The organism is Agromyces sp. MMS24-K17 (assembly GCF_043950245.1).
Lineage (GTDB): Bacteria > Actinomycetota > Actinomycetes > Actinomycetales > Microbacteriaceae > Agromyces.
Window position 1 is genome coordinate 2,053,551 of sequence record NZ_CP171640.1, and the last position, 25,768, is coordinate 2,079,318.

Genomic DNA, 25,768 nt, shown 5'->3' on the forward strand with positions numbered 1-25,768 from the left:
AGGAGGGCCGATGGATCTGGAGACGATCACCCGATACCGGCTCGCGCGGTCGCGCGACGACCTGCGGCTCGCCGACGGCGAGGCGTTCGTCGCGGGCGCGACGTGGATGTTCTCCGAGCCGCAGCCCGAGGTCACCGGGCTCGTCGACCTGACGGCGATGGGGTGGCCGGCGATCGAGGCCTCCGACGCGGGCCTGCGGATCGGCGCCACCTGCACCATCGCCGCGCTCGCCGACTGGCGGGCGCCGGCGGAGTGGACCGCGGTGCCCCTGTTCCGGCAGTGCGCCGACGCGCTGCTCGCGTCGTTCAAGGTGTGGAACCAGGCCACCGTGGGCGGCAACGTCTGCCGGTCGTTCGCGGCCGGGGCGATGGTGTCGCTCGCGGTCGCGCTCGACGGCGTCGCGGTGGTGTGGACGCCGGACGGCGGCGAGCGCCGGCTGCCGGTCGCCGAGTTCGTCACGGGCAACGGCACCAACGTGCTCGAGTCGGGCGAGGTGCTGCGCGCCGTCGACCTGCCGGTACACGCGCTGCGAGCCCGCACGGCGTTCCGGAAGGTCGCGCTCGCCGAGCTCGGCCGCTCGGGCGCCGTCGTCACCGGGCGCGTCGACGAGGACGACGCCGCGGTCTTCGGCATCACCGCCGCGACGCTCCGCCCGGTGGTGCTCCGCTATGCGGCGCTGCCGTCGGCGGAGGAGCTGGCCGCCGACGTGGCCGCGGCGTCGGGCTGGTACAGCGACCCGCTCGGATCGGCCGACTGGCGGCAGGCGGTCGCGGGCGTGCTCGCCGAGGAGGTCCGCGTGGAGCTGCGCGGCGCGGCCGCACCCGGCGGCCCCGGGGTGGCGGTCGCATGAGGTTCACCGTCGACGGCGAGGAGCGCGACGGCACGCCGAGACCGGGGCAGTGCCTGCGGACCTTCCTGCGCGAGCAGGGCAGGTTCGCGGTGAAGAAGGGATGCGACGCCGGCGACTGCGGCGCCTGCACGGTGCTGCTCGACGGCACGCCCGTGCACTCGTGCATCACGCCCGCGCACCGCGCCGAGGGGCGGAGCGTCACGACCGCCGCCGGTCTCGGCTCGGCCGAGGCCTCGCACCCCGTGCAGGCCGCCTTCGTCGAGCACTTCGGGTTCCAGTGCGGGTTCTGCACGCCGGGCTTGGTGGTGACCGCGTCGACGCTCGGCGAGGGCGACCTCGACGACCTGCCGCGCCGGCTCAAGGGCAACCTCTGCCGGTGCACGGGGTACCGCAGCGTGCGCGAGTCGGTCGAGGCGGGCGTGCGTCGCGGGGCGCGGAACCTCGGGGCGACGGGGCTGGAGGAGCGGCCGGGTGCGGCGGTGCCTGCGGCGCTTCGTACGGCGGCCGAACCATCGCCGGCCGTGCCGGAGGCATCCGTCGGCCGTTCGGCGCATCCGCCGGCCGCGCGACGCGTCGTGACCGGCAGCGAGCCGTTCACGTTCGACCTCGACACCACCGGGTTCCTGCACCTGCGCGTGCTCGGCTCGCCGCACGCCCACGCCCGCATCCGCGCGATCGACACCGCGGCCGCGCTCGCCGTCGACGGCGTGGAGGCGGTGCTCACCCACGAGGACGTCCCGGCCGTCCGCTTCTCGACGGCGCGGCACGAGCACCGCACCGACGACGCCGACGACACCCGCATCCTCGACGACGTGGTCCGGTTCGCCGGGCAGCGGGTGGCCGTCGTGGCGGCGACGACCGCCGCGGCCGCCGAGGCGGCGCTCCGGCTCATCCGGGTCGAGTACGAGGTGCTGCCCGCCGTGTTCGACGCCGAGTCCGCCCTCCGGCCCGGCGCACCGGTGCTGCATCCGGGCCGCACGGCCGAGGACCGGGTCGCCGACGCCTCCCGCAACCTCGTCGCCGAGCTGCACGCCGGGTTCGGCGGCGACGTCCGCGCGGCGCTCGCCGCGTCCGACCTGACGGTGTCGGGCACCTGGCGCACCCAGCGCGTCAGCCACGCGCAGCTCGAGACCCACGGCGCCCTCGGCTGGCTCGACGACGACGGGCGGCTCGTCATCCGCACCAGCACCCAGGTGCCGTTCCTCACCCGTGCCGAGCTGTGCCGCCTGCTCGACCTGCCCGAGGACCGCGTGCGCGTGCTCACCGCCCGGGTCGGCGGCGGATTCGGCGGCAAGCAGGAACTGCTCTGCGAGGACCTCGTCGCCCTCGTGGTGCTGCGCACCGGACGCCCCGCGATGCTCGAGTTCAGCCGCCACGACGAGTTCGTCCGCACGACGGTGCGGCACCCGATGCGGGTCTCGGTCACGGCGGGCGCCACCCGCGACGGGCGGCTCACCGCCCTCGAGGTCGACGTGCTCAGCGACGCGGGCGCCTACGGCAACCACTCGGCCGGCGTCATGTTCCACGGCTGCGCCGAGTCGATCAGCCTCTACCGGGTGCCGGTGCTGCGCGTCGACGCCCGGGCGGTGTATACGAACCGGGTGCCGTCGGGCGCGTTCCGCGGGTACGGCCTCGGCCAGGTGATCCTCGGCATCGAGTCGGCGCTCGACGAGCTCGCGATCGGCCTCGGCATCGACCCGTTCGAACTGCGCCGCATCAACGCGATCCGCGCCGGCGACGTGCCGCTCGGGTGGGACGGCGAGCCCGAGGCCGACATCGAGCCGGGCAGCTACGGACTCGACCAGTGCCTCGACCTCGCCGAGCAGGCGCTCGCCCGCGGCAACGGCGTCGCGGCCCCCGAGGGCGACCACTGGCGCGTCGGCGAGGGCATGGCGGCCTCGATGATCGCGACGATGGCGCCGCGCGGCCACGCCTCGGAGGTGACCGTGTCGATCGGCGCCGACGGACTCGTCGACGTCGGCGTCGGCACCACCGAGTTCGGCAACGGCACGACCACGGTGCACGCGCAGATCGTCGCGACCGACCTCGGCACCACGCTCGACCGGGTGCGCATCCGCCAGTCCGACACCGACGCGGCCCGCTACGACACGGGCGCGTTCGCCTCCGCGGGAGTCACGGTCGCGGGCAAGGCGCTCCACGCCGCCGCGCTGCGGCTGCGCGACGTGCTGTGCGCGGCGGCCGCACGGGTCGCGGATGCCTCGGGCGTGGCGGATGCCCCGGGGCAGGAGGCGGTCGAGCCCGTGCTCGGGCCCGACGGGGTGCGGATCGGCGACCGCCTCGTGCCGTTCGCCGACCTCCTCGCCGCCGTCCCGGCTGAGCACCGCGACGGCGATCGGGCCGTCGCGACTGGCGCCGAGTACGGCGAACGGCGGTCGCTCGCCTACAACGTGCACGCCGTGCGCGTCGCGGTCGACGTGCGCACCGGGATCGTGCGGGTGCTGCAGTCGGTGCAGGCCGCCGACGCCGGCACGGTGATGAACCCCGAGCAGTGCCGCGGCCAGGTCGAGGGCGGTGCGGCCCAGGGCTTCGGGTCCGCGCTGTACGAGGAGGTCATGGTCGACGACGCCGGCCGCGTCACCACCCCCGTCTTCCGCCTGTACCGGGTGCCCCAGCTGGCCGACGTGCCCGTGACCGAGGTACGGTTCGCGACGACGAGCGACGACCTCGGACCGTTCGGCGCGAAGTCGATGAGCGAGAGCCCGTACAACCCGGTCGCGGCCGCCGTGGGCAACGCGATCCGCCGGGCGATCGGCGTTCGGCCCATGGAGACCCCGTTCTCACGCGACCGCGTCTGGCGGCTCGTGCGCGACGGCGCCGGCTGAGCCGCGCAGCCGCCCGAGGCATCCGACGGAGCCCGAGACCCGCACCACCGACCCCGCACCATCCCGCACCGCCGACCCCCGAAGGAGCACGACGTGGCCATCATCCTGGGCGACCACCAGTACGGCAAGGCCGAGAACCGCATCGTGCGGATCGTCCGCGACACCCCCCGCCACGAGATCCACGACGTGAACGTGTCGACCGCGCTTCGCGGCGACTTCGCGGCGGCGCACCTCGTGGGCGACCAGGCGACGGTGCTCCCGACCGACACACAGAAGCAGACCGCCTACGCCTACGCCAAGCTGCACGGGCTCGACGCGATCGAGTCGTACGGGCTCGCCCTGGCGCGCCACTTCGTCGACGACGTCGAGCCGGTCGACGCCGCGCGGGTCGAGATCGAGGAGTACGCCTGGGAGCGGGTGCTCGTCGACGGTGCGCCGCACGACCACACCTGGGTGCGCACCGGGCAGGAGGTGCGCACGGCCTCGGTCACCGTCGAGGGCACCGGCGCCGCGCAGCGCACCTGGGTCACCGGCGGCCTGAAGGACCTCGTGATCCTCAAGTCGACCGGGTCGGAGTTCCACGGGTTCCTCGAGGACGAGTACACCGTGCTCGAGCCGACGACCGACCGGGTCATGGCGACCTCGCTCGTCGCGCGGTGGCGGTTTACGACCGACGACGCCGACTGGAACGCGATCTACGCCGGCGTGAAGGCCGTGCTCACCGCGACGTTCGCGTCGGTGCACTCGCTGGCGCTGCAGCAGACCCTGTACGAGATGGGCAAGGCGGTGCTCGAGGCGTACGACGAGATCGCCGAGGTGCGGCTGTCTGCGCCGAACAAGCACCACTTCGCCTACGACCTCGGCAGGTTCGGCATCGAGAACCGCAACGAGGTGTTCCACGCCGACGACCGCCCGTACGGGCTCATCCAGGCGAGCGTGACCCGCGACGACGCCCCCGACCCCGGGCCGGCGTGGCACCAGTACACCGGGCTCGTCTGAGCGCTCGGCGACGACGGGCCGCCCGCGACGGGGTCGGCCGGAGCGGCCGCGCTACACGCGCGGCCGCTCCTTCACGATGAGGAGCCGGTACTCGCCGGCGGCCGCCCACCAGCGGTGAGGCACCCCGCCCGCGTAGTAGACGGCGTCGCCCTCGTCGAGCAGGTCCCGCCGGCCGTCGAGCTCGATGACGACCGTGCCGCGGGTGACGAGCACGAACTCGTCCTCGTCGTGCACGTAGGAGGGGCCCGGCTCCGCATCGGAACCGGTGAACTCGATCGGATGGAACGGCCGGTCGCTGTGCGCGAGCATCCGCGCATCGCCGTCGGCGAAGCCGGCGGCCAGTTGCGGGCGGTCGCCGCGCCGGTGCACCTCGAAGGGCGGCACCGCGTGCTCGACGGTGTGCGGCCGATCCTCGGCGGCGGCGACGAGCTCGATCGGGCTCGTCCCGAGGGCGACCGCGATCCGGCGCAGCGACGAGAGGCTCGGCTGGGCGAGCCCGCGCTCGACCTGGCTGAGGAACGGATGCGACAGCCCGGTGCGTTCGGCGACCTGCACTAGCGTATCGCCCCGGCGCAGCCGGAGCCGTCGGACATGGGCGCCGAGGCGCGCCGCGACGGCGTCGGGGGCTTCGTCGGTCGGCCCCGGCTCGGCGGTCGGTCCGAGCCCGGCGGACGCGGTGCCGGTCATGGCTCAGGCGCGCTTCTCGGGATGCATGCCCATGCGGGCGAGCACCACGTTCTCGACGATCTGCACGAGGTTGTAGAGCACGAGCGACACCGCCGTCACTGCGACCACCGAGGCCCAGAGTGCGTTGAACTGCGCCTGCGCGATGTACGACCCGATCACCCCGCCGATGCCCGAGCCGACCGCGAGCCACTCCGCCAGGAGCGCGCCGGTGATCGCGCCGGGCACCGAGATGCGCACGGCGGCGAAGAACGCGGGCGACGACGAGGGCAGGGCGACCTTGCGCAGCGCGGTCCAGTTGCCGCCGCCGTAGACGGCGACGACGTCGTGCATCTGCGGCGAGGCCGACTTGAGGCCGAACGCGATGCTGACGAGGGCGGGGAACAGCACGACGATGCCGCCCATGACGGCGACCGTCCAGAGGTCGCGGCCGAAGATCATGATGATGACCGGCGCGAGCGCGACGAGCGGCACGGAGCGGAGCAGCATCGCGATCGGCATCAGCGCGTGCTCGACGCCCTTCGAGAGCTGGAAGGCGATCGCGCCGGCGAGGGCTGCGACGAGTCCGGCGACGAAGCCGATGGCCGCGTGGCCGAGGGTGACGGCGAGGTTGCCGCCGACCTCCTCGCGATGCGCGGCCGCCTCGGGGTCGGTGACGAGCCACGCCCACACGTCGGCGGGGCCCTTCGCGATGTACGGCGAGACGCCGAACACCCAGAGCACCCCCGCCCACAGCACGATCACCGCGACGAGGGTGAGGGCGAACGTGAGCACGCTCGTGCCGAGCGCGCGGAGCATGTTCCGGGTCGTCTCCGCGCGGATCTCGCGGCGCAGGTCGCCGGCGGATGCGGAGGGAGCCGTGGCGGGCGGGGTGGCGGTGGCGGTCATGCGCGTCCCTTCGACCAGGGCGTGATGGCCCGGGAGATCAGCCCGACGAGCGCGAATCCGGCGAGGGCGACCGCGCCGCTCGCGAGGGCGATGCCCCAGACCCGTGGTGCGTCGAGCCCCTGCTGGGCGGCGATCATCGCCGGGCCGACGCCGAGCTCCACCTTGCCGAAGAACTCGCCGAGCACGGCGCCGAGGAAGGCGGCGGGCACCGCGATCTGCAGCGCGTTGAGGATGCTCGGCAGCGCGGCGACGAGCCGCACCTTGACGAGCTGCGTGAACCGCGTGCCGCCGTACACGCTGACGACGTCGAGGCTCGCCGCGTCGGCCGCCTTGAGCCCGAGCAGGGCGCCGACGACCGTCGTGAAGAAGCACGACAGCGCGGCGAGGAACACGGCCGTGCCCGACGGGGCGCCGGGTGAGGGGGCGCCGATGATGATGAGCGCGAGCGGGCCGATCGCCACGATCGGGATGCAGTAGCTGATGATGGCCAGCTGCATGACCACGCCCTCGAGCCTCGGCACGACGAGCACGAACGCGGCGAGGAGGAGCGCGATGCCGTTGCCCCACACGTAGCCCTGGGCGGCTTCGACGAGGGTGACCGAGAAGTTCCGCCAGTAGTACTCGAGGCCGCTGTCGAGCCAGCCCTGCACCACCTCGGGCGGCGTCGGGATGGCTCGGGTCGTGCCCGACCCGGCGGTCGCGAACACCGTGAGGGCGGCGAGCCACCACACCGCGATGAGCACCGTCCCGCCGATCACCCCGACCAGCCACGGCGGCATCCGCAGCGTACGCATCAGTGGCCGCCCTCCGGGCCGCCCGCGGTGCCGAACAGCAGCTCGGAGGCGCGGTCGACGTACGCGTGGAACTCCGGGGTGCGCATGAGGTCGGGCGTGCGCGGCCGGGGCAGGTCGATCTGCATGACCTCGGTGATGCGGCCGGGGCGCGGACTCATCACGGCGACCTGGTCGGAGAGGAAGATCGCCTCGCTGATGCCGTGCGTGACGAGCAGCGTGGTCGCGGGCTTCTCGGTCCAGATGCGCAGCAGCTCGAGGTTGAGGCGCTGGCGGGTCATGTCGTCGAGGGCGCCGAACGGCTCGTCGAAGAGGAGCACCGACGGCTTGAGCACGAGCGACCGGGCGATCGACACGCGCTGCCGCATGCCGCCGGAGAGCTGCGCCGGCTTCGCCTTCTCGAAGCCGGTGAGCCCGACGAGGTCGATCAGCTCGCGCACGTAGTCGTGGTCGACGGGCAGACCGGCGACCTCGAACGGCAGCCGCACGTTGGCGGCCACGCTCCGCCACGGCAGCAGGGCCGAGTCCTGGAACGCGATGCCGAGCTCGTGGCCCGCGCGGAGCTCCTTCGGCGACTTCCCGTCGACGAGGATGCTCCCGCTCGACGGCTCCTCGAGCCCGGCGAGGATGCGCAGGATGGTGGACTTGCCGCAGCCCGAGGGGCCGAGCAGCGCGAGGAAGGTGCCCTTGTCGGTGTGCAGGTCGGCGTCCTGGAGGGCGACGACGTTACGCCGCCCCATGGTGAACACCTTGTTGAGGCCGGAGATCTGCAGGCCGGTGCCCAGGCTCGTGGCCCGGGCACCGGTCTGGATGTCGCTCGTCACGGGAGTGGTCGCTCCGCGTCAGCCCGCGTACTTCACGAGCTCGGGGTGCTCCTCGTAGACCTCGGCGAGGAGGCTGAGGTCGAACAGGTCGGAGGCCTTCAGCTCGATGCCGGCGCCGGCGAGCGAGGCGATGGTCTCGTCCTGGAGCGACTTCGAGATCGTGAAGAGGCCGTTCGCCGCGGTCTCGTCGGAGACGACGAGCTGCTCGGCCTGCGTGGTCGCGCCTGCGATCGAGTTCTCGGGGTTCAGGTCGAGGTCCTTGCCGTACACCTCGTAGGCGAGGCGCGCGCCCTCGGCGGGGTCGTTCACCGCGTCGGTCCAGCCCTTGATCTCGGCGACGAGGAACGCCTTCAGCGCCTCGCGGTTCTCGGCGATCGACTGGTCGGTGACGCCGAACGTCTCGGCGACGAAGGGCAGGCCGTTGTCGGCGAACGGCAGGTTCGTGACCTCGAGGCCCTGCGCGGCGACGGTGATCGACTCGTTCGTCAGGTAGGCGACGAAGCCGTCGACCTCGCCGTTCACGAGCGGCGCCGGGTCGTACTGGACGGGCACGATCGTGAGCTCCGACTCGTCGATGCCGTTCGCCGCGAGCAGCGCCTTGAAGAGGCTCGCGTTCGAGTCCTGCACGCCGATCTTCTTGCCCTTCAGGTCGTCGGGCGTCGCGATGTCGCCGCCGTCCTTCAGGGAGAGGATCGTGAACGGGTTCTTCTGGAAGGTGGCGCCGATGATCTTCAGCGGGGCGCCCTCGTTCGCGACGGCCGCGCCGATGGACACGGCGTCGGAGAGCGCCACGTCGGCGCTGCCCGAGGCGAGCTCCGCGGCGCCGGTCGACGGACCGGGCACCAGGTTCACAGCGGAGAAGCCCGCCTCGTCGTAGTAGCCCTCGGAGTCGGCGAAGAACTCGCCCGAGAACTCCTCGTTCTTGATCCAGGAGAGCTGCACGGTGAGCTCGCCGAGGTCGGCGCCCTCCGCTCCGCCCTCCGCGGACTCGGCCTCGCTCGAGGCGCAGGAGGCGAGGAGGGTCAGTGCGGCCGACGCGGCCAGCACCGCGAGCGCGCCGCGGCGGAGTCCGCGTGCGGCGGGACGGGAACGGAATGCCATGTGAGTGCTCCACTCTGTTGCCGGGCGCGCCGCAGACGGGTCGGAGCGCGCCTCGTCGCGGGATTGCAGGGACGCCCCGGCGGCCGCTGGGGATGGGGAGCGGGCCGCCGGGACGGGGTTCTGGTGCTGTTCGCGACGATAGGAGATGTAGATTTCACGAACATGCGCCGGCATGTTTCACCTGTGTGAAGAACCCGTCGGCGGGCTCAGCGGACGAAGAGGCGGGCGTTCACCTGCTCGGTCTCGGCGTACTGGGACGCCGCCTGGCCGAGGGCGTGCCCGAGCGTCGCGAGGTGCTCCTCGACGTGCGCCTGCGTGGCCTTCCAGTCGGCGACGGCCGCCTGGAACGCGGTCGACGCCTGCCCCGACCAGCTCGACTGCAGCGCGGTGAGCTGGCCGACGAGCGATGCCACCTCCGACTGCACGCGGCCGATGGAGCCCTGGATGCCGATCGTCGCGGTGCGGACGTGCTCGCTGTCGACGTGGTACGTGGTCATGCGGTTTCCTTCCGTTCGAGGTGATGCCTCGAACGGTAGGCGCGCCGGCCCGGCGGGCCGGGGCATCCGACCCGCACCGGATGCGCGGACGCCGGCCGGCGCGACCTGTGGAGGAGCGGCCGGAGCCCGGCCGGAGCCCCGCCTGGGCCCGGCGGGTGCCCGTCAGGCGATCGACTGCGGCGCCGCGACCGACCCGGCCAGCGGGAGCGACACGCGGAAGGTCGCACCCCCGCCCGGGGTGTCGAGCACGTCGACCGTGCCGTTGTGGGCGGCGACGATCGAGGAGACGATCGCGAGCCCCAGGCCCGATCCGCCGGTCTCGCGCGTGCGCGAGGTGTCGGCGCGCCAGAAGCGCTGGAAGATCTTCTCCCGGATCTGCGGCGGCACGCCCTCGCCGTGGTCGACGATCTCGATGGCGGCGCGTTCGGTCGACTCGTCGACGCTCACGCGGATCTCGAGCGGGCTGCCCTCGTCGGTGAAGCGCATCGCGTTGCCCATGAGGTTCGTGATCACCTGCCGGAGCTTGTTCTCCTCACCGAGCACGATCGCGCGGCGCACCGTCGCGATCGGGTGGTCGGCCGACGCGGTCGGCTGGGCGTCGGGCACGATCGCGGGCGTCGGCTCGGTGGGCACGGCGGCGAGCTCGGCCTTCCGCGCCGACGACAGGCGGCGGCCGCGCAGGCGCGCCAGCGTCGCGCCGGCGAACGCGATCGTGCCGGTGCGGCCCCGCGTCGGCGCCGGGTCGAGCTCGACCGCCAGGTTGGGCACCGGGCCCGAGGCATCCGTCGTGCACTCCTCCGGCGCGATCACCGTGACCGTGCGGTCGGGGTGACCGGCCATCGCGTCGAGCGCCGCGTCCCGCGCGAGCGGCACCAGGTCGACCTCGGCCAGCTCCAGCGGCTTCGCCTCGTCGAGGCGGGCGAGGGCCAGCAGGTCCTCGACGAGGCCGCCCATGCGGATGGCCTCCTTCTCGATGCGGTCCATCGCCTGCGCGACGTCGTCGGGCGACTGCAGGGCGCCCATCCGGTACAGCTCGGCGTAGCCGCGGACCGAGACGAGCGGGGTGCGCAGCTCGTGCGACGCGTCTCCGACGAACCGGCGCATCTGCTCGATGGTGCGTGCGCGGTCGCGGAGCGCCCGGTCGATGCGGTTCAGCATGGTGTTGAGCGAGCGGTTCAACCGCCCGACCTCGGTGTTCGGCGTCGCCCCGCCGAGGCGCTGGCTGAAGTCGCCGTCGGCGATGGCCGCGGCCGTGCGCTCCGCCTCGCGGAGCGGGGCGAACGTCGAGGTGACGAGCATCCGGGTGAGGAGCGCGCCCACGAGGATGACGCCGAGCCCGAACCCGAGGAAGATCGTGAGGTAGGCCGCGAGGATGCGGTCGCTGTCGGCGGTCGACACCGCGATGAGCACCGGCACCCAGCCGCCGTGCGAATCCGACGTGGCGATCAATGCGACCGCGCGGAACGTCTGGTGGCCCGAGGCATCCGGCAACTCGAAGACCACGTACTTGCCGATGTTGTGCTGGTAGACCTGCACCGGGCTGAGCTCGGAGGGGAAGCGCGGCTGGTCGGCCGCGGGGCGGCCCTCCCAGTTGTTGCGCACGTAGTCGCCCTCGGCGTCGTAGAGCGCGATGAACACGTCCTCCGAGTCGGAGAAGGCGCTCTCGTCGAGGTTCGTCTCGCCGCTGCGGCCGTACGAGTCCTCGAAGTACTTGTCGAGGTTGCCGCTCGCGATGGCGCGCAGCTTCGTCGCCATCTGGTCCTCGACGTACGACCGCAGCATCGCGGCGGTGCCGATTCCGGAGACGAGCAGCCCGAGGGTGAGCATCAGCACGGTCACGCCGGTGATCTTCGTGCGCAGGGAGATGCGGTTCCACCGCTCGTTCAGGGTCTGGTGCATGGCGGGCCGAGTCTACGAACGCTCCCTGTACCGACGCTGCACGACGCCTGTCCTACGGCTTGGAACTCTTCAGCATGTACCCGAAGCCGCGCTTGGTCTGGATCAGCGGCTCGGCGGAGTGCTGGTCGAGCTTGCGGCGCAGGTACGAGATGTAGCTCTCCACGATGCCCGCGTCGCCGTTGAAGTCGTACTCCCACACGTGGTCGAGGATCTGCGCCTTCGACAGCACCCGGTTCGGGTTCAGCATGAGGTAGCGCAGCAGCTTGAACTCGGTGGGGGAGAGCTCGACCGGCACGTCGCCCACGAGCACCTCGTGCGTGTCCTGGTCCATCGTGAGCTCGCCGGTGCGGATCACCGCGTCCTCCTCGGCGTGCATCGTGCGGCGCAGGATCGCCTTGATGCGGGCCACGATCTCGTCGAGGCTGAACGGCTTCGTCACGTAGTCGTCGCCGCCGACGGTGAGGCCGGTGATCTTGTCCTCCGTATCGTCCTTGGCCGTGAGGAAGAGGATCGGCGCGGTGTACCCCGCGCTGCGGAGCCGCTTCGTCACGCTGAACCCGTTCATGTCGGGCAGCATCACGTCGAGGATGATGAGGTCCGGTTCCTCCTCGAGGACCGCGGAGATGGTCTGGGCGCCGTTGCCGACGGCGCGGACGGCGAAGCCGGCGAAGCGGAGGCTCGTGGTGAGCAGGTCGCGGATGTTCGGCTCGTCGTCGACGATGAGAATGCGTGGTCCGTCGCTCATATCGGTCATTCTGCTGCCAAATCGCTGTGGCTCCGCTGGATATTCTTCGAGTGTCCCGAGATCGGTTCCTGGTGATCCGACGTGCGTCGGCCGTGCGGGGTGGCCGTGCGCAGGCCCCGGTGCGAGACTCTGAGCCATGGCGTCGAAGGAACGGGTGGTCATCGCGGGCGGCGGGCTGACGGCGGCGCGAGCCGCGGAATCGCTGCGGGAGACGGGCTTCGACGGCCCGGTCGTCGTCGTCGCCGAGGAGCCCCGGCTGCCCTACGAGCGGCCGCCGCTGTCGAAGGGCTACCTGCAGGGTGCGGATGCCTCGTCGGCGGTCTACCCGTTGTCGGCGGCCTGGTACCGCGACCACGACGTCGAGGTGCTGCGGGGCGCGCCGGCCGAGGCGCTCGATCCGTCGGCGCACTCCCTGAGGGTCGAGGGGCGGATGCTCCGCTACGACCGGCTCCTCATCGCGACCGGGGCGACCCCGCGCCGCTTCGAGGGTCCTGGCGCGGGCCTGCGCGGCGTGCACACGCTGCGCCGCCTGCCCGACGCGACGAGGCTGCGCACCGCGCTCCGCGACGGGAGCCGCCGGGTGCTCGTGGTCGGCGGCGGCTGGATCGGGCTCGAGGTGGCCGCCGCGGCGCGGACGTACGGCAACGAGGTCGTCGTGGTCGCGCACGGCGAGGTGCCGCTGGCGTCGGCGATCGGGCCCGAGCTGGGCGGCCGCTTCCGCGCGCTGCACGAGGGACACGGCGTCGCATTCCGGATGGGCGCGGCCGTCTCGGCGCTCCGGGGCGACGGCGGGCGCGTGCGCGCCGCCGTGCTCGGCACCGGCGAGGAGGTGCCGGCCGACCTCGTCGTGGTCGGCATCGGCGCCGTGCCCGACACGCGGCTCGCGGCATCCGGCGGCCTGCGACTCGAGGGCGGGGTGGTGACGGATGCCTCGTTCCGCACCAGCGCACCCGACGTGTACGCCGCCGGCGACGTCGCGAACGTGTGGAACGCGCGACTGGGCCACCACCTGCGCGTCGACCACTGGGCGAACGCCGACGCGAGCGGCCGGGTCGCCGGCCGCGTGCTCGCGGGCGAGCGGGTCGAGTACCACGAGATCCCGTACTTCTACACCGACCAGTACGACCTCGGCATGGAGTACTCCGGCTACGGTGAACTGGCGGCGGGCGTCGCCCCGGTGATCCGCGGCGACCTCGACGCGGGCGAGTACGTCGCGTTCTGGCAGCGCGACGGGAAGGTGGTGGCAGGCATGAACGTGAACGTCTGGGACGTGAACGCCGACGTGCAGCGGCTCATCCGCTCGGAGCGGGCCGTGTCGGCGGCCGAGCTCGCCGACCCCGCCGTGCCGCTCGACGCGCTCGCCGGGGACGCCGCATGACCGCGGCCGCCACGTCGGCGGTCCGCCGGATCGGGCCGCGCACCTTCGACTTCTCCCGCCAGGTCGCCGTCATGGCGATCGTGAACCGCACGCCCGACTCGTTCTACGACCGCGGCCGCACCGACGCCACCGACCTCGCCGTCGACGCCGGCCTGCAGGCCATCGCGGCCGGGGCCGACTGGATCGACGTGGGCGGCGCGAAGTTCGCGCCCGGCCCGGCGGTCCCGGTCGCCGAGGAGATCGACCGCGTGGTGCCGGTCGTGGCGGGCCTCGCCGAGGCCGGTGCCGTGATCTCGGTCGACACGTTCCACCCCGAGGTCGCCCGCGCGGCGATCGCCGCCGGGGCGCACGTCATCAACGACACCACCGGGCTGCACGACCCCGCCATGGCCGACGTCGTCGCCGAGACGGGGGCGTCGGTCGTGGTCACGCACAGCCTCGCCGCCCCGCGCACGCCGTTCCCGTCGCCCCGGTACGTCGACGTGGTCGACGAGGTGGTGGCGTTCCTGCGGGAACGGGTCGCGCTCGCCGAGGCGCGGGGCGTGGCATCCGATCGCATCATCGTCGACCCGGGCCACGACCTGAACAAGCACACCCTCGACTCCCTCGAGCTCACGCGCCGGCTCAGGGAGGTGACCGCGCTCGGCTACCCGACGCTCGTCGCGCTCTCGAACAAGGACTTCGTCGGCGAGAGCCTCGGGCGCCGCGACCGGGGCGAACGCGTCGAGGGGTCGCTCGCGGCCGCCGTGTACTGCGTGCTGCAGGGCGCGCGCATCGTGCGCGTGCACAACGTGCGCGAGACGGTCGACGCGATGCGCATGGTCGAGGCGATCGAGGGATGGCGCGAGCCGGTGTTCCTCGAGCACAACCAGTGACCGCCGCCGGGAGGAGCCGACACGTGACCGTCGACCGGGACGCCCTGCTCGCCGCCTACGCGATCGAGGATCGCGCGACGCCGCGGGTGCGGATGAACTTCGTGATGAGCCTCGACGGCGCCGTCAGCATCGAGGGCCGTAGCGGCGGCCTCGGCGACGAGGTCGACCGGCTCGCCATGGGCGTGCTGCGCGCGCTCGCCGACGTCGTGCTCGTCGGCGCGGGCACCGTGCGCACCGAGGGGTACGGCGGCCTCCGGCTGGGCCGCGAGGGCGTGGCCTGGCGGCGCGCGCACGGCCTGCCCGACCAGCCGCGCCTCGCCGTGGTGTCGTCGGCGCTCGAGCTCCCGGCGGCGCATCCGTTCTTCGCCGAGGCCGTCACCCGGCCGATCGTCGTGACCCACGCCGCGTCGCCGGCCGACCGGCGCGCCGAGCTCGCCGAGGTCGCCGACGTGGTCGTGTGCGGCGAGGACGCCGTGGACGCCGCCCTGCTCGTGGCCGCATTCGTCGACGAGGGGCTGCCGCAGGTGCTCTGCGAGGGCGGGCCGCACCTGTTCGGCTCGCTGCTCGACGCCGGCCTCGTCGACGAGCTGTGCCTGAGCCTCAGCCCCACGCTCGTCGGCGGCGATGCCGGACGCATCGTGCGCGGCGCCTCGGAGGCGGAGCGGCGCATGCGGCTCGTGCACGCGATCCCGGCGGGCGACCTGCTGCTGCTGCGGTACGCGCGCGGTTGAGCACGGGCGGGCGGGCGGGCGGCGCGCCTGCGGCTCAGCGCGCCGGCCGGTAGGTGACGTGCGTGACGAGCGACGAGCCGCGCGACGCGACCTGCTCCCAGGCCTGCGCCGGCACCCCGTCGAAGAGCCGCTCGCCCGCGCCGAAGACCGTCGGCGTGAGGTGCACGCGCAGTTCGTCGACGAGGCCGGCGGCGAGGTACTGGTTCACGGTCGCCGCGCCGCCGGCGATCGAGACGTCGAGGTCGCCCGCCGCCTCGCGGGCGCGATCGAGCGCCGCGTGGATGCCGTCGGTCACGAAGTGGAACGTCGTGCCGCCGGGCATCGGCAGGTCGGCGCGCTCGCGGTGCCCGAGGACGAACACCGGGCGGTGGTAGGGCGGCTCGTGGCCCCACCAGCCGGTCCACGCGAGGTCCCAGTCACCGCGATCGGGTCCGAACATGTTGCGGCCCATGATGTACGCGCCGGCCTCGAGGATCGCCGCGACCTCGGCCTCGTTCTCCTCGGGGCGCTCGAACATCCAGTCGTGCAGCCGGTTGTGGGCGATGGTGCCGAACGGCAGCTCGCGGGTCTGGCCGACGCCGGCCGAGTACCCGTCCATCGAGACGGAGATGTCGCACGTGACCTGTGGCATGGGTTCCTCCTCGAACCGGTTGCGATCTGCAATCGGTCGGAGCCTAGTGAAACCGGTTGTATGCTGCAATCGGTTTCTCGGATCAAGGGAACGGAGGTCGCCGATGATGCTGAGGTTCGACGCGTCCGCCGACCCGCACCGCTCGGGGTGCCCGATCAACCTCTCGCTCGAGGTGTTCGGCGACAAGTGGTCGCTCATCGTGATCCGCGACCTGATGTTCGGCGATCGGCGACACTTCCGCGAACTCCTCGCGGGCTCCGAGGAGGGCATCGCCTCGAACGTGCTCGCCGACCGGGTCCAGCGCCTCGTCGAGCTCGGCCTGCTGACCCGCGCCCCCGACCCCGGCCACAAGCAGAAGATCGTCTACCGCCTCGCGGAACCCGCGATCCAGCTCGTGCCCGTGTTCGCCCAGCTCGGCGCCTGGGGCAACCGTCACCTCCCGGTGAGCCACGAATTGCGGGTGCGCGCCGAGCTCCTCGAGCAGGGCGGGCCCGAGTTCTGGGACCGCTTCATGGACGAGCTCCGCGAGCGGCACCTCGGCATCGCGCGGCCGGCCGGGCAGCCGTCGGCGTTCGGCGAGCTGCGCGCCGCGTACGAGGCGGCGCTCGCCGAGGCATCCGCCTGACCGCGGGCGCACCGCCGGGCCATCCGGCGGCCGCCGCCGCGCCGCCCGCCTACGCCGCCGCGCCGCCCGCCTACGCCGCCGCGCCGCCCGCCTACGCCGCCGCGCCGCCCGCCTACGCCGCCGCGTCGAGCGTGTGCGCGTCGAGGATCGTGTAGCTGTAGCCCTGCTCGGCGAGGAACCGCTGCCGGTTCTGCGCGAAGTCCTGGTCGACCGTGTCGCGCGCGACCAGCGTGTAGAAGTTCGCCGACAGGCCCGACTCCTTCGGCCGCAACAGGCGGCCGAGGCGCTGCGCCTCCTCCTGCCGCGACCCGAACGAACCCGACACCTGGATGGCGACCGTCGCCTCCGGCAGGTCGACCGAGAAGTTCGCGACCTTGGAGACCACGAGCACCTTCGTCGTGCCCTCGCGGAACGCCTGGAACAGCCGCTCGCGCTCGTCGACGGGCGTCGCGCCCGTGAGCTGCGGGGCGTCGAGGGCCTCGGCGAGCTCGTCGATCTGGTCGAGGTACTGGCCGATCACGAGGATCCGCTCGCCCTCGTGGCGCTCGACGAGCTGCTTCACGACGTCGAGCTTCGCCGGAGCGGTCGCCGCGAGGCGGTACCGCTCGTCGTCGGCCGCGGCCGCGTACTGCAAGCGCTCGCCCTGAGGCAGGTCGACGCGCACCTCGAAGCAGGCCGCGGGGGAGATGAAGCCCTGCGACTCGATCTCCTTCCACGGCGCGTCGAACCGCTTGGGCCCGATGAGGCTGAACACGTCGCCCTCGCGGCCGTCCTCGCGCACGAGCGTCGCGGTGAGGCCGAGCCGGCGCCGGGCCTGCAGCTCGGCGGTGAGCTTGAACACGGGCGCGGGCAGCAGGTGCACCTCGTCGTAGACGATGAGGCCCCAGTCGAGGGCGTCGAGGAGCGCCAGATGGGCGTACTCGCCCTTCCGCTTCGCCGTGAGGATCTGGTAGGTCGCGATCGTGACCGGCTTGACCTCCTTCACCTGCCCCGAGTACTCGCCGATCTCCTCCGGCGTGAGGGTGGTGCGGCGCAGCAGCTCGTCGCGCCACTGGCGCGCCGAGACGGTGTTCGTCACGAGGATGAGCGTGGTCGTCTTCGCCGTCGCCATCGCGCCCGCCCCGACCAGGGTCTTGCCCGCGCCGCAGGGGAGCACGACGACGCCGGAGCCGCCGTCGAAGAAGTTGTCGACGGCCTTCTGCTGGTAGTCGCGCAGGTGCCAGCCCGACTGCTCCAGGTCGATCGGATGCGGCGTGCCCGGCGTGTACCCCGCGAGGTCCTCGGCCGGCCAGCCGAGCTTCACGAGCTCCTGCTTGAGCGCGCCGCGGGCCCACGCGGCGACGAGGAAGCTCTCGTCGTCGATGCGGTCGCCGAGCAGCGGCGCGATCCGCTTCGCGCCGGAGACCTCGGTGAGCACCGCGATGTCGTCGCTGCGGAGCCGCAGCGCGCCGTCGTCGGTGCGGTCGATGACGAGCCGGCCGTACCGCGCCACGGTCTCGCGCATGTCGACCGAGACGGTCTGCGGCACCGGGAACTTCGCGTACTTCTCGAGCGTGCCGAGCATGTCCTCGGCGGTGTGGCCGGCGGCGCGCGCGTTCCAGAGGCCGAGCCGAGTGATGCGGTACGTGTGGATGTGCTCCGGGGCGCGCTCGAGCTCGGCGAAGATCGCCAGGTCGTGGCGCGCGTCCTCGGCGAGCGGGTTCGCGACCTCGAGGAGGACGGTGCGGTCGCTCTGCACGATGAGGGGGCCGTCTGACATAGCCGACCAGTCTACGCCCGTTCCGGAGGGGTGGGCCCGTCTGGGCGGTTCGCGCCAGGAGTGGCAACGACGGCGGCAACGACGGAGGCAGCGGCGCGGTCAGTCGCCGTCGGTCGGCACCGGCCCGACGGCGGCGATCGCCGACAGCGGCAGCGTGCGCTCGATGTCGGCCTTGCGGTCGCGGGCGCGGAGACGCCCGTTCGCGACGCTCGCCGGCGCGAGCAGGTAGTCGGCGGTCTGCCCGCCCGGCATGTGGACGGTCACGACGAGCGTCTCCTTCGCGCGGGCCGCGGCCTCGAGCTGGCGCGCCAGCCACGCCTGCTCGTTCGCCGGCCCATCGGCTTCGGCGAACAGCTTGTCGAGCAGGTCGGCGATCGGGTCGGTGCGCGGCGCGGGGGCGGGCGCGGCGGCGAGGCGATGCCGGCGGAGCCGCAGGATGTTGCCGTCGGCGTCCTCCGCGGCGACCGGGTACTTCGCGTCGGACAGCGCCCAGAACACGACGTCGGGCGGGAAGCGCGACAGGATCCGGTGGTCGCCGGCGCGCCGCAGCGCGAGCGAGGAGAGCGACTGGTCGACCTCGAGCGTGTGCACGAGCGTGGCGTCGTCGGAGCGGATCGTGCTGCGCGCCGGCGCATCCGACGGGTCGGCCGCGGCGACGCGCACGGCGCCGAACCGCCGCGCGGCCTCCGCGATGAGGTAGTCGAGCGGTTGCGGCATCCCGGTGAGCGAGATCGAGCGCAGGAAGCCGCGGATCGAGTCGGCCGTCTCGCCGGCCGCGAGCCCGCGGTTCACGGATGCCGCGCTCACGCGATAGCTCGAGGCGAGGTCGCGGCCCTCGACGTCGGCGAAGCCGCGCAGGCGCGCGTCGAGCGCCGGCTCGAGCGGCCCGGGCGACACGACCGACAGGTCGTGCTGGAGGTACACCTGCTCCACCTGGCGCGGGAATCGGGCCGTGAGCTGCTCGGCGGCCTCGTCGAGGTGGCCCGCGAGCACGGTGCGCGCCGCGTCCGACGGCTCGCCGCCGACCGCGAGCCCGAGCGCCTCGGCCTCGCCGACGACCCGCTCCAGCCCGTCCTCGAGCCAGCGGCCGCCCGCGGGGTAGAGCCAGCGCACGTCGTCGCGGAAGGCGGACGCCGACAGGTTCTCGGTGCGTCGCGCCACGAGCTCCCGCAGGGTCGGCGGGATGCGGTCGCGCCACGCCTCGGCGAGCCGGATCCAGCGCCCGGCGGGGCTGCGCATCGCCCACTCGGCGCCCGCATCCGATTCGAGCCAGTAGGCGCCGTCGCGCACGACGAGCCCCGCCTCGACGGCGCGGTGCATGAGTGCGGGCACCTCCTCGAGCGGCACGCCGGTCACCTCGGCGATGCGCTTGGAGTCGGGCAGCGACAGGCCGCCCTTGGCGAGTTCGCGGGCCGGCTGCGTGCCGACCGCGGAGATCAGCTCGGCGGTCGCGGCGATGGTCGCGTAGGCGGCGTCGGCACCGCGGCGCGCGAGCAGGGTGCGGTCGACGGCGTCGACGGCCTCGAGGACGGCCGGGGCCGGCCCGGCCAGCTCGGCGAGCCCCGGCAGGTCGTCGCCGATGCGCGGCAGCAGCCGCGCGCTGATCGCGTGCGCGACGTGCACCCGGCCCGGATGCTCGTCGTCGCCCACCACGACCAGCAGGCGGTCGGCCAGGTCGGCGACGAGCTGCGGCGCCGCCGCGCGCAGGCGATCGGATGCCTCGAGCCGCGCGAGTTCCTCGCCGATCGCGTCGATCGTGGTCGACGTGTCGGGGGCGGCGAGCGTCGCCGCGACGGCGAGCACGGCGAGGTGCGGCCGATCGAGGCGGCTCAGCGCGTGGTCGACCGAGTCCTGGGCGAGGAGCACCTCGGCCAGGTCGAACAGGTCGCGGATGTTCGAGCGGTCGAACTCGCGCGTGCCGAGCGCGCTCGCCAGGCCTTCACGCGGAAGCGTGCGGAGCCTCGCAGCGAGCTCGAGCATGGGCGATCAGGCCGAATCCCGACGCGACTCGCGAGACCGTCGCACGCCGTTCACGATGAGCAACGCGATGAGGAGGAGGAAGCCGATCGGCAGGCCGATGAGCGGCAGCACGAGCACCACCGGCCAGATGCCCTGGCTGAAGCCGTCGTCGGCGCCGACGCCCGCGAGGGTCGCGATGATGATGGCGATGAACGCCACGACCGAGAGGCCGACGGTGGCGGCGACCATGTAGGCGAGCGTGCGTTCGACCCTGGTGTCGCTGATCGGGCGTTGGTTGGTCACCCGTCCAGAATATTGCAGCGCGCCGACCCGTGGGTGGCGAACCGTAGACTGGGGACCGGACGGCGTCGCCGTCCGGCGCGCCCACGAGACGAGCGAGGTTCCAGCGATGCCCACCGGCAAGGTCAAGTTCTACTCCGAGGAGAAGGGCTTCGGCTTCATCAGTTCGGACGACGGCCAGGAGGTGTTCCTGCACGCGTCGGCACTTCCGGCGGGAACGACCGTGCGCGTCGGGTCGCGGCTCGAGTTCGGCATCGCCGATGGGCGCAAGGGCCCGCAGGCGCTCGCCGTCAAGGTGCTCGAGACCCCGCCGAGCCTCGTGAAGATGAGCCGCCGGAGCGCGGACGACATGGCGATCGTGGTCGAGGACCTCGTCAAGTGGCTCGACGCGGCCGGTTCCGACCTGCGCCGCGGTCGGTACCCCGACAAGGCCCGTGGCCGGCAGATCGCCGCGCTGCTGCGGAAGGTGGCTGACGAGCTGGATGCCTGAGCCGGAGATCGTTCCCGTGGCGGAGGCCGACCTCGAGGTCGAGGCCGACGCCGAGCCGGAAGCCGAGGCGGAAGCCGAGGCGGAAGCCGCCGTCGAGCCGGAAGTCGACGTCGAGCCGGAAGCTGCCGTCGAACCCGAGCCCGAGCCCGAGCCCGAGCCCGAGCCGCTCGTCGCCGACGAGGTGCTCCTCGCCTCGGCCGACCTCGCCCAGCGGGCGCTCCTCGAGGTCACCGCCCCCGAGACCGTCGGGTCGGTGATCGGCCACGTCGTCGAGGGCGAGCAGGTGCTCACGCTCCTCTTCGCCGCCGACCTCGGCGGCTACCCCGGCTGGCACTGGAGCGTCACGATCGCCCGCGTCGAGGGCGCCGAGCCGACGGTGCTCGAGACCGAGCTGATGCCCGGCGAGCGGTCGCTGCTCGCCCCCGAGTGGGTGCCCTGGTCGGAGCGGCTCGCCGAGTACCGCGCCGCGCAGCAGGCGGCTGCCGATGCGGCGGCGGAAGCCGGCGACGACGACGGCGAGTACGACGAGGACCTCGACGACGAGATCGACGATGCCGACGACGTCGACGACGCGGAGGACGGCGACGACCCGAGCCTCGACGACGACGACGACCTCGAGCACGACGAGCACGACGACGACGGGCTCGATCTCGACGACGCCGACGACCACGTCGAGGACGACGCCGACGACTTCGAGGACGTCGCGATCGAGACCGGCGTCATCGACGTGGTCGACCTCGACCTCGACGTCGACGGGCTCGACCCCGAGGCTCAGCCCGACGAGGCCTGATCGCGCGCGGTCCGCGCGCGGTGCACCTGCACCACGATCAGCCCGGCGACGCCGAGCACGATCCCGACCCAGCACGCGGGCACGAGCCATCCGAGCCCGGCCGAATCGACCGCCTCGCCGGCGAGCACCAGCACGACGAGCCCGACGGCCCACGCGATCGTGCCGACCGCGAGGGCCTTCCTGGCGTCCGCGCGGGCGGGCGCCGGATCGGGCCGACGCTCGTCCTCGCGGAGCCAGAGCCGCACGGCGACTACCCGAGCCGCTCGAGCACGTAGTCGATCGACGCGGTCAGCGCCCGCACGTCGTCGGGCTCGATCGCGGTGAAGGTCGCGACGCGGAGCTGGTTGCGGCCCAGCTTGCGGTACGGCTCGGTGTCGACGACGCCGTTCTCCCGGAGGACCTTCGCGATGGCGGAGGCATCCGTCGTCTCGTCGAAGTCGATGGTGACGACCACCTGCGAGCGGTCGGCCGGGTCGGCGACGAAGGGGGTCGCGACCGCGGTCGCCTCCGCCCAGTCGTACAGCACCTGCGAGCTCTCGCGCGTGCGCGCGTCGGCCCAGCGCAGGCCGCCGGAGGCGTTCATCCACTCGAGCTGGTTCTCGAGGAGCAGCAGCGTCGAGATCGCCGGGGTGTTCAGGGTCTGGTCGAGGCGGGAGTTGTCGACCGCGTTCTTCAGGGAGAGGAACTCGGGGATGTACCGGTCGCTCGCCGCGATGCGCTCGATCCGCTCGATCGCCGCGGGGGAGACCAGCGCGAACCAGATGCCGCCGTCCGAGGCGAAGTTCTTCTGCGGCGCGAAGTAGTAGACGTCGAACTCGGCCGGGTCGACGAACACGCCGCCCGCGGCGCTCGTCGCGTCGATCACGGTGAGCGCGCCCTCGTCGCCGGCGACGCGGCGCACGGGGGCCATCACGCCGGTGGAGGTCTCGTTGTGCGGCCACGCGTAGACGTCGACGCCGGCGACCGCCTCGGGGGTGCTGCGCGTGCCCGGCTCCGCCTTCCGTACATCGGGCGCCTCCAGCCACGGCGCCGCGGCCGCGCCGGCGAACTTCGCGCCGAACTCGCCGAAGGCGCAGAGCTGCGCGCGGCGGTCGATGAGGCCGGCCGACGCCGAGTCCCAGAACGCGGTCGAGCCGCCGTTGCCGAGCACGACCTCGTAGCCGTCGGGCAGGTCGAACAGGTCGGCGAAGCCCTGGCGGACCCGGCCGACGAGCTGCTTCACCGGCGCCTGGCGGTGCGAGGTGCCGAGCAGTCGCGGGCCGACCTCCGCGAGGTGCGCGACCTGCTCGGCGCGCACCTTGGAGGGCCCGCAGCCGAATCGGCCGTCGGCGGGCAGGAGGTCACTGGGGATCACGAGGCTCGGCATGCGTCGAGTCTATCGACGGCGGCCCGCAGGCTAGGCTTGATGACGGCTGCGACCGGGAGGGCTTCAGGGTGACCGATCTGATCGATACGACGGAGATGTACCTCCGCACGATCCTCGATCTCGAAGAGGAGAACATCGTTCCCCTGCGCGCTCGCATCTCCGAGCGGCTCGGGCACTCCGGCCCCACGGTCTCGCAGACGATCGCGCGCATGGAGCGCGACGGCCTCGTCGTCGTCTCCGACGACCGGCACCTCGAACTGACCCCCGCCGGCCGCAGCAAGGCCGTGCACGTCATGCGCAAGCACCGCCTCGCCGAGCGGCTCCTCGCCGACGTCATCGGCCTCGAGTGGGAGTACGTCCACGATGAGGCATGCCGCTGGGAGCATGTGATGAGCGAGCAGGTCGAGCGACGGCTCATCGAGCTCCTCGGCGGCCCGACCGAGTCGCCCTACGGCAACCCGATCCCCGGCCTCGAGGAGTTCGGGCTCGCGCCCGCCGAGCGGTTCATGTCGGGCGTCCGCAACCTGGTCGACCTCGTCGCCGAGAGCGACGCTCCGGTGACCGGGGTCGTGCGCCGGCTCGGCGAGCCCGTGCAGTTCGATCCGGAGCTGCTGGCGCAGCTGAAGGAGGCCGGCATCGTGCCCGGCGCGACCGCCGAGTTCAGCCCCGCGGGCGGCTACGTGCTGGCCCGGGCCGACGGCTCGGAGTCCGGCCTCGAGCTGCCCACCGAGGTCGCCGCGCACCTCTTCATCGCGGTCTGATCCTGCGCCCCCCGTTCTGGGGGCGAGAATGCGCCCGATCCCGCGCCGTTTCGTCAATGCGACACGCCGGATCCGTTATCAGGATGTGACAATCGGGCCGACCTCACGTAGTCTCGGTCGAGTCCGTCGGCAGAAGCCGGTCGTCGGGCCGAGGTCGAGACGCCCCCTCCCGGGGGCCCACCGCTCGACCGGGAACCCGACGAGCGCCGCAGGCGCGACAGGTGGGGCGGTCCCCGGATCGCGGCGCGGAGGTGTTCTCTTGGCTCGTTCCCCCAAGCGTCGCGCGAGCGGCATCGGTCCCCGGCAGTCGCTCCGACTCTCGACCCGGACCCGCAAGTCCCCCAAGCTCCAGCAGGCTGCGCCACCCGCGGCACCGCCGACGGCCGAGGCATCCGCCCCGGCCGCGCCGCTGCCCTCGGTGCGCCTCTTCCGCCGAGGCGGCGTCGCCAACGTCGCGGTGATGACCGCGGCCCTCGGCATCGTGGGCACGCTCGCGATCCCCGCCTACGCCGTCGCACCGGGCAGCATCGGCCCGCAGTTCGGCCAGACCGACGCGGCGAAGCTGACCAAGGCGCAGGCGCAGTCCGTCGAGGTCGACGGCGACGTCGTCGCCGCGGGCGTCAGCCAGGACACGTTCAGCGTCACGACCGGCGAGCAGATCCGTGCCGCCGCCGAGGCGGAGGCCGCCGCCGCGGCCGCCGCGGCCCGTGCCGCCGCCGCCGCGCAGATGACGTCGTACGCGGCCTCCTACGGCGGGCCGTCGGTGAGCGACCTGCTCGCGAACCCGCCCTACCCGAACTTCGACCTCGGCAGCGTGTACAACGTCGCGACCCAGTACATCGGCACGCCGTACGTCTACGGCGGCGCGACCCCGGCCGGGTTCGACTGCTCCGGGTTCGTCATGTACGTCTACGCGCAGTTCGGCATCGGCATGCCGCACTCCTCGTCGGGCCAGGGTGCGATGGGAACGCGCATCTCCGAGGCCGACGCGGTGCCCGGCGACCTCGTCATCATGTCGGGCCACGACGGCTTCTACGCCGGCAACGGCATGATCCTGCACGCGCCGTACGAGGGCGCGTCGGTGCGGGTCCAGCCCATCTGGACGAGCGACTACTACATCGTGCGCATCGGGATCTGAGTGTGAACAACGCGTAACAGCACGCGAAGTCGGCGCGCCGGGGGGTTCCGGTGCGCCGATTTGCGTTTAGCCTGTAGGAACGATCCGAATCGGGGACCACGGACGGAGGCGGGCGTATGGTCCAGGCGCGAGGCATCCATTCCACGGGTGCGCGCGGCCTCTACGACCAGCGCCGCAGCAGTCAACCGCGCGGGCACCGCCAGCACGACCACGCGCACCATGCCGACGGGCACTGTCTTGCAGACAGTGCCCGTTCTTCGTTTCACGGCGTCCTCGCACCCCTCGGAGCGCAGTCCCGTTCACGCGGCTGGAAGCCATCCAGCACCGATCGAAAGGCTCCGCATGCGCACCCTCGTGCTCAACGCCGGCTATGAACCCCTCGCCATCGTCTCGTTCAAGCGCGCCCTGCTCCTCGTGATGCACGACAAGGCCACCGTCATCCTGAGCGACGAGGGCCACCCCGTGCTCGGCACGAGCGGGCCGTGGGAGCGGCCCAGCGTGATCGTCCTGAGCCGCTACGTGCGGCCGCCGCTCGCCCAGCACGTGCCGGTCAGCCGGCGCGGGGTGCTCCGCCGCGACGAGCACCGCTGCGCGTACTGCGCGAAGTCCGCAGCCACCATCGACCACGTCCTGCCCCGCTCGCGCGGCGGGCGCGACACGTGGGAGAACCTCGTCGCGTGCTGCCTGCGCTGCAACAACGCGAAGAGCGACCACACGCCCGCCGAGATGGGCTGGGAACTCCGCTTCACCCCCGGGATGCCCCAGGGCCGGAGCTGGATCGTGCGCGGCTTCGAGCGGCCCCTGCCGCAGTGGGACGAGTTCCTGCAGGCCGCCTGAGTCGTGG

26 protein-coding genes are annotated in these 25,768 nt (G+C 73.0%); 12 read left to right on the forward strand and 14 right to left on the reverse strand.

All coding sequences use genetic code 11. The features are described 5' to 3' along the window. Positions 1 to 10 precede the first annotated feature (10 nt). From ACGGZK_RS09335 to pucL, 3 genes are all read left to right on the forward strand, one after another. A complete protein-coding gene (locus tag ACGGZK_RS09335) occupies positions 11 to 850 on the forward strand; it encodes an FAD binding domain-containing protein (protein WP_395245977.1) in 840 nt (279 codons plus the stop codon). Next, complete coding sequence (locus tag ACGGZK_RS09340) at positions 847 to 3,693, forward strand: molybdopterin-dependent oxidoreductase (RefSeq protein WP_395245978.1); 2,847 nt, start codon at positions 847 to 849, stop codon at positions 3,691 to 3,693. The genes ACGGZK_RS09335 and ACGGZK_RS09340 overlap by 4 nt, the downstream gene beginning before the upstream one ends. A gap of 93 nt (positions 3,694 to 3,786) precedes the next feature. Then, entirely contained in the window at positions 3,787 to 4,692 is a 906-nt protein-coding gene (pucL, locus tag ACGGZK_RS09345) for a factor-independent urate hydroxylase (protein WP_395245979.1), read from the forward strand. Positions 4,693 to 4,743: 51 nt separating this feature from the next. Here the strand turns inward: pucL and ACGGZK_RS09350 are convergent, their stop codons facing one another. The 8 genes from ACGGZK_RS09350 to ACGGZK_RS09385 form a co-directional block, all read right to left on the reverse strand. After that, a complete protein-coding gene (locus tag ACGGZK_RS09350) occupies positions 4,744 to 5,379 on the reverse strand; it encodes a helix-turn-helix domain-containing protein (protein WP_395245980.1) in 636 nt (211 codons plus the stop codon). A gap of 3 nt (positions 5,380 to 5,382) precedes the next feature. After that, positions 5,383 to 6,264 (reverse strand): ABC transporter permease, encoded by an 882-nt coding sequence (locus ACGGZK_RS09355; RefSeq protein WP_395245981.1) that lies wholly within the window; start codon positions 6,262 to 6,264, stop codon positions 5,383 to 5,385. Further along, a complete protein-coding gene (locus ACGGZK_RS09360) occupies positions 6,261 to 7,058 on the reverse strand; it encodes an ABC transporter permease (protein ID WP_395245982.1) in 798 nt (265 codons plus the stop codon). The genes ACGGZK_RS09355 and ACGGZK_RS09360 overlap by 4 nt, the downstream gene beginning before the upstream one ends. Beyond that, positions 7,058 to 7,867, reverse strand: coding sequence for an ABC transporter ATP-binding protein (locus tag ACGGZK_RS09365; protein WP_395246062.1), 810 nt, complete (start codon positions 7,865 to 7,867; stop codon positions 7,058 to 7,060). The genes ACGGZK_RS09360 and ACGGZK_RS09365 overlap by 1 nt, the downstream gene beginning before the upstream one ends. A 30-nt stretch (positions 7,868 to 7,897) precedes the next feature. Beyond that, complete coding sequence (locus ACGGZK_RS09370) at positions 7,898 to 8,980, reverse strand: ABC transporter substrate-binding protein (protein WP_395245983.1); 1,083 nt, start codon at positions 8,978 to 8,980, stop codon at positions 7,898 to 7,900. Positions 8,981 to 9,186: 206 nt separating this feature from the next. Then, a complete protein-coding gene (locus ACGGZK_RS09375) occupies positions 9,187 to 9,477 on the reverse strand; it encodes a WXG100 family type VII secretion target (RefSeq protein WP_395245984.1) in 291 nt (96 codons plus the stop codon). Between the two features lie 162 nt (positions 9,478 to 9,639). After that, complete coding sequence (locus ACGGZK_RS09380) at positions 9,640 to 11,376, reverse strand: ATP-binding protein (RefSeq protein ID WP_395245985.1); 1,737 nt, start codon at positions 11,374 to 11,376, stop codon at positions 9,640 to 9,642. A 52-nt stretch (positions 11,377 to 11,428) separates the two neighbouring features. Beyond that, a complete protein-coding gene (locus ACGGZK_RS09385; RefSeq protein ID WP_153685450.1) occupies positions 11,429 to 12,121 on the reverse strand; it encodes a response regulator transcription factor in 693 nt (230 codons plus the stop codon). A gap of 136 nt (positions 12,122 to 12,257) precedes the next feature. Between ACGGZK_RS09385 and ACGGZK_RS09390 the strand changes: the two genes are divergently transcribed. The 3 genes from ACGGZK_RS09390 to ACGGZK_RS09400 are packed head-to-tail and all read left to right on the forward strand — an operon-like array spanning position 12,258 to position 15,105. After that, positions 12,258 to 13,499 carry an NAD(P)/FAD-dependent oxidoreductase gene (locus tag ACGGZK_RS09390; protein ID WP_395245986.1) on the forward strand — a complete coding sequence of 414 codons (1,242 nt, stop codon included), beginning with the start codon at positions 12,258 to 12,260 and terminating at the stop codon, positions 13,497 to 13,499. After that, positions 13,496 to 14,374, forward strand: coding sequence for a dihydropteroate synthase (gene folP, locus ACGGZK_RS09395; RefSeq protein WP_395245987.1), 879 nt, complete (start codon positions 13,496 to 13,498; stop codon positions 14,372 to 14,374). The genes ACGGZK_RS09390 and folP overlap by 4 nt, the downstream gene beginning before the upstream one ends. Before the next feature lie 23 nt (positions 14,375 to 14,397). Further along, positions 14,398 to 15,105 carry a pyrimidine reductase family protein gene (locus ACGGZK_RS09400; protein WP_395245988.1) on the forward strand — a complete coding sequence of 236 codons (708 nt, stop codon included), beginning with the start codon at positions 14,398 to 14,400 and terminating at the stop codon, positions 15,103 to 15,105. Between the two features lie 34 nt (positions 15,106 to 15,139). Here the strand turns inward: ACGGZK_RS09400 and ACGGZK_RS09405 are convergent, their stop codons facing one another. Beyond that, positions 15,140 to 15,736 (reverse strand): dihydrofolate reductase family protein, encoded by a 597-nt coding sequence (locus ACGGZK_RS09405; RefSeq protein ID WP_395245989.1) that lies wholly within the window; start codon positions 15,734 to 15,736, stop codon positions 15,140 to 15,142. A gap of 103 nt (positions 15,737 to 15,839) precedes the next feature. Between ACGGZK_RS09405 and ACGGZK_RS09410 the strand changes: the two genes are divergently transcribed. Beyond that, the gene (locus tag ACGGZK_RS09410; protein WP_395245990.1) at positions 15,840 to 16,361 is read left to right on the forward strand and encodes a winged helix-turn-helix transcriptional regulator; all 522 of its coding nucleotides are present in this window, start codon (positions 15,840 to 15,842) and stop codon (positions 16,359 to 16,361) included. Between the two features lie 112 nt (positions 16,362 to 16,473). Here the strand turns inward: ACGGZK_RS09410 and ACGGZK_RS09415 are convergent, their stop codons facing one another. From ACGGZK_RS09415 to ACGGZK_RS09425, 3 genes are all read right to left on the reverse strand, one after another. Continuing rightward, complete coding sequence (locus ACGGZK_RS09415) at positions 16,474 to 18,120, reverse strand: DNA repair helicase XPB (protein WP_395245991.1); 1,647 nt, start codon at positions 18,118 to 18,120, stop codon at positions 16,474 to 16,476. Positions 18,121 to 18,219: 99 nt separating this feature from the next. After that, positions 18,220 to 20,100: a helicase-associated domain-containing protein gene (locus ACGGZK_RS09420; RefSeq protein WP_395245992.1), complete on the reverse strand. Its 1,881-nt coding sequence runs from the start codon at positions 20,098 to 20,100 to the stop codon at positions 18,220 to 18,222. Positions 20,101 to 20,106: 6 nt separating this feature from the next. Next, positions 20,107 to 20,382 (reverse strand): hypothetical protein, encoded by a 276-nt coding sequence (locus tag ACGGZK_RS09425; protein WP_395245993.1) that lies wholly within the window; start codon positions 20,380 to 20,382, stop codon positions 20,107 to 20,109. A 106-nt stretch (positions 20,383 to 20,488) separates the two neighbouring features. Between ACGGZK_RS09425 and ACGGZK_RS09430 the strand changes: the two genes are divergently transcribed. Together ACGGZK_RS09430 and ACGGZK_RS09435 are read left to right on the forward strand one after the other, a co-directional pair. Continuing rightward, positions 20,489 to 20,869, forward strand: coding sequence for a cold-shock protein (locus ACGGZK_RS09430; protein ID WP_395245994.1), 381 nt, complete (start codon positions 20,489 to 20,491; stop codon positions 20,867 to 20,869). Beyond that, positions 20,862 to 21,659 carry a DUF3027 domain-containing protein gene (locus ACGGZK_RS09435; protein WP_395245995.1) on the forward strand — a complete coding sequence of 266 codons (798 nt, stop codon included), beginning with the start codon at positions 20,862 to 20,864 and terminating at the stop codon, positions 21,657 to 21,659. Before ACGGZK_RS09430 ends, ACGGZK_RS09435 begins: the two co-directional genes overlap by 8 nt. Here ACGGZK_RS09435 and ACGGZK_RS09440 read toward each other — a convergent pair. Both ACGGZK_RS09440 and serC read right to left on the reverse strand, forming a co-directional pair. Then, positions 21,641 to 21,904: a DUF2530 domain-containing protein gene (locus ACGGZK_RS09440; RefSeq protein ID WP_395245996.1), complete on the reverse strand. Its 264-nt coding sequence runs from the start codon at positions 21,902 to 21,904 to the stop codon at positions 21,641 to 21,643. The genes ACGGZK_RS09435 and ACGGZK_RS09440 overlap by 19 nt on opposite strands. 5 nt (positions 21,905 to 21,909) lie before the next feature. Further along, positions 21,910 to 23,025 carry a phosphoserine transaminase gene (serC, locus tag ACGGZK_RS09445; protein ID WP_395245997.1) on the reverse strand — a complete coding sequence of 372 codons (1,116 nt, stop codon included), beginning with the start codon at positions 23,023 to 23,025 and terminating at the stop codon, positions 21,910 to 21,912. Positions 23,026 to 23,093: 68 nt separating this feature from the next. Here serC and ACGGZK_RS09450 point away from each other — a divergent pair, with 68 nt between their 5' ends. The 3 genes from ACGGZK_RS09450 to ACGGZK_RS09460 all read left to right on the forward strand — a co-directional run bounded on the left by ACGGZK_RS09450 (position 23,094) and on the right by ACGGZK_RS09460 (position 25,761). After that, positions 23,094 to 23,786 carry an iron dependent repressor, metal binding and dimerization domain protein gene (locus tag ACGGZK_RS09450; RefSeq protein WP_395245998.1) on the forward strand — a complete coding sequence of 231 codons (693 nt, stop codon included), beginning with the start codon at positions 23,094 to 23,096 and terminating at the stop codon, positions 23,784 to 23,786. 259 nt (positions 23,787 to 24,045) lie between these two features. Further along, positions 24,046 to 24,924, forward strand: coding sequence for a C40 family peptidase (locus ACGGZK_RS09455; protein ID WP_395245999.1), 879 nt, complete (start codon positions 24,046 to 24,048; stop codon positions 24,922 to 24,924). A 342-nt stretch (positions 24,925 to 25,266) separates the two neighbouring features. Further along, positions 25,267 to 25,761 (forward strand): HNH endonuclease, encoded by a 495-nt coding sequence (locus tag ACGGZK_RS09460; protein WP_395246000.1) that lies wholly within the window; start codon positions 25,267 to 25,269, stop codon positions 25,759 to 25,761. Positions 25,762 to 25,768 lie beyond the last annotated feature (7 nt).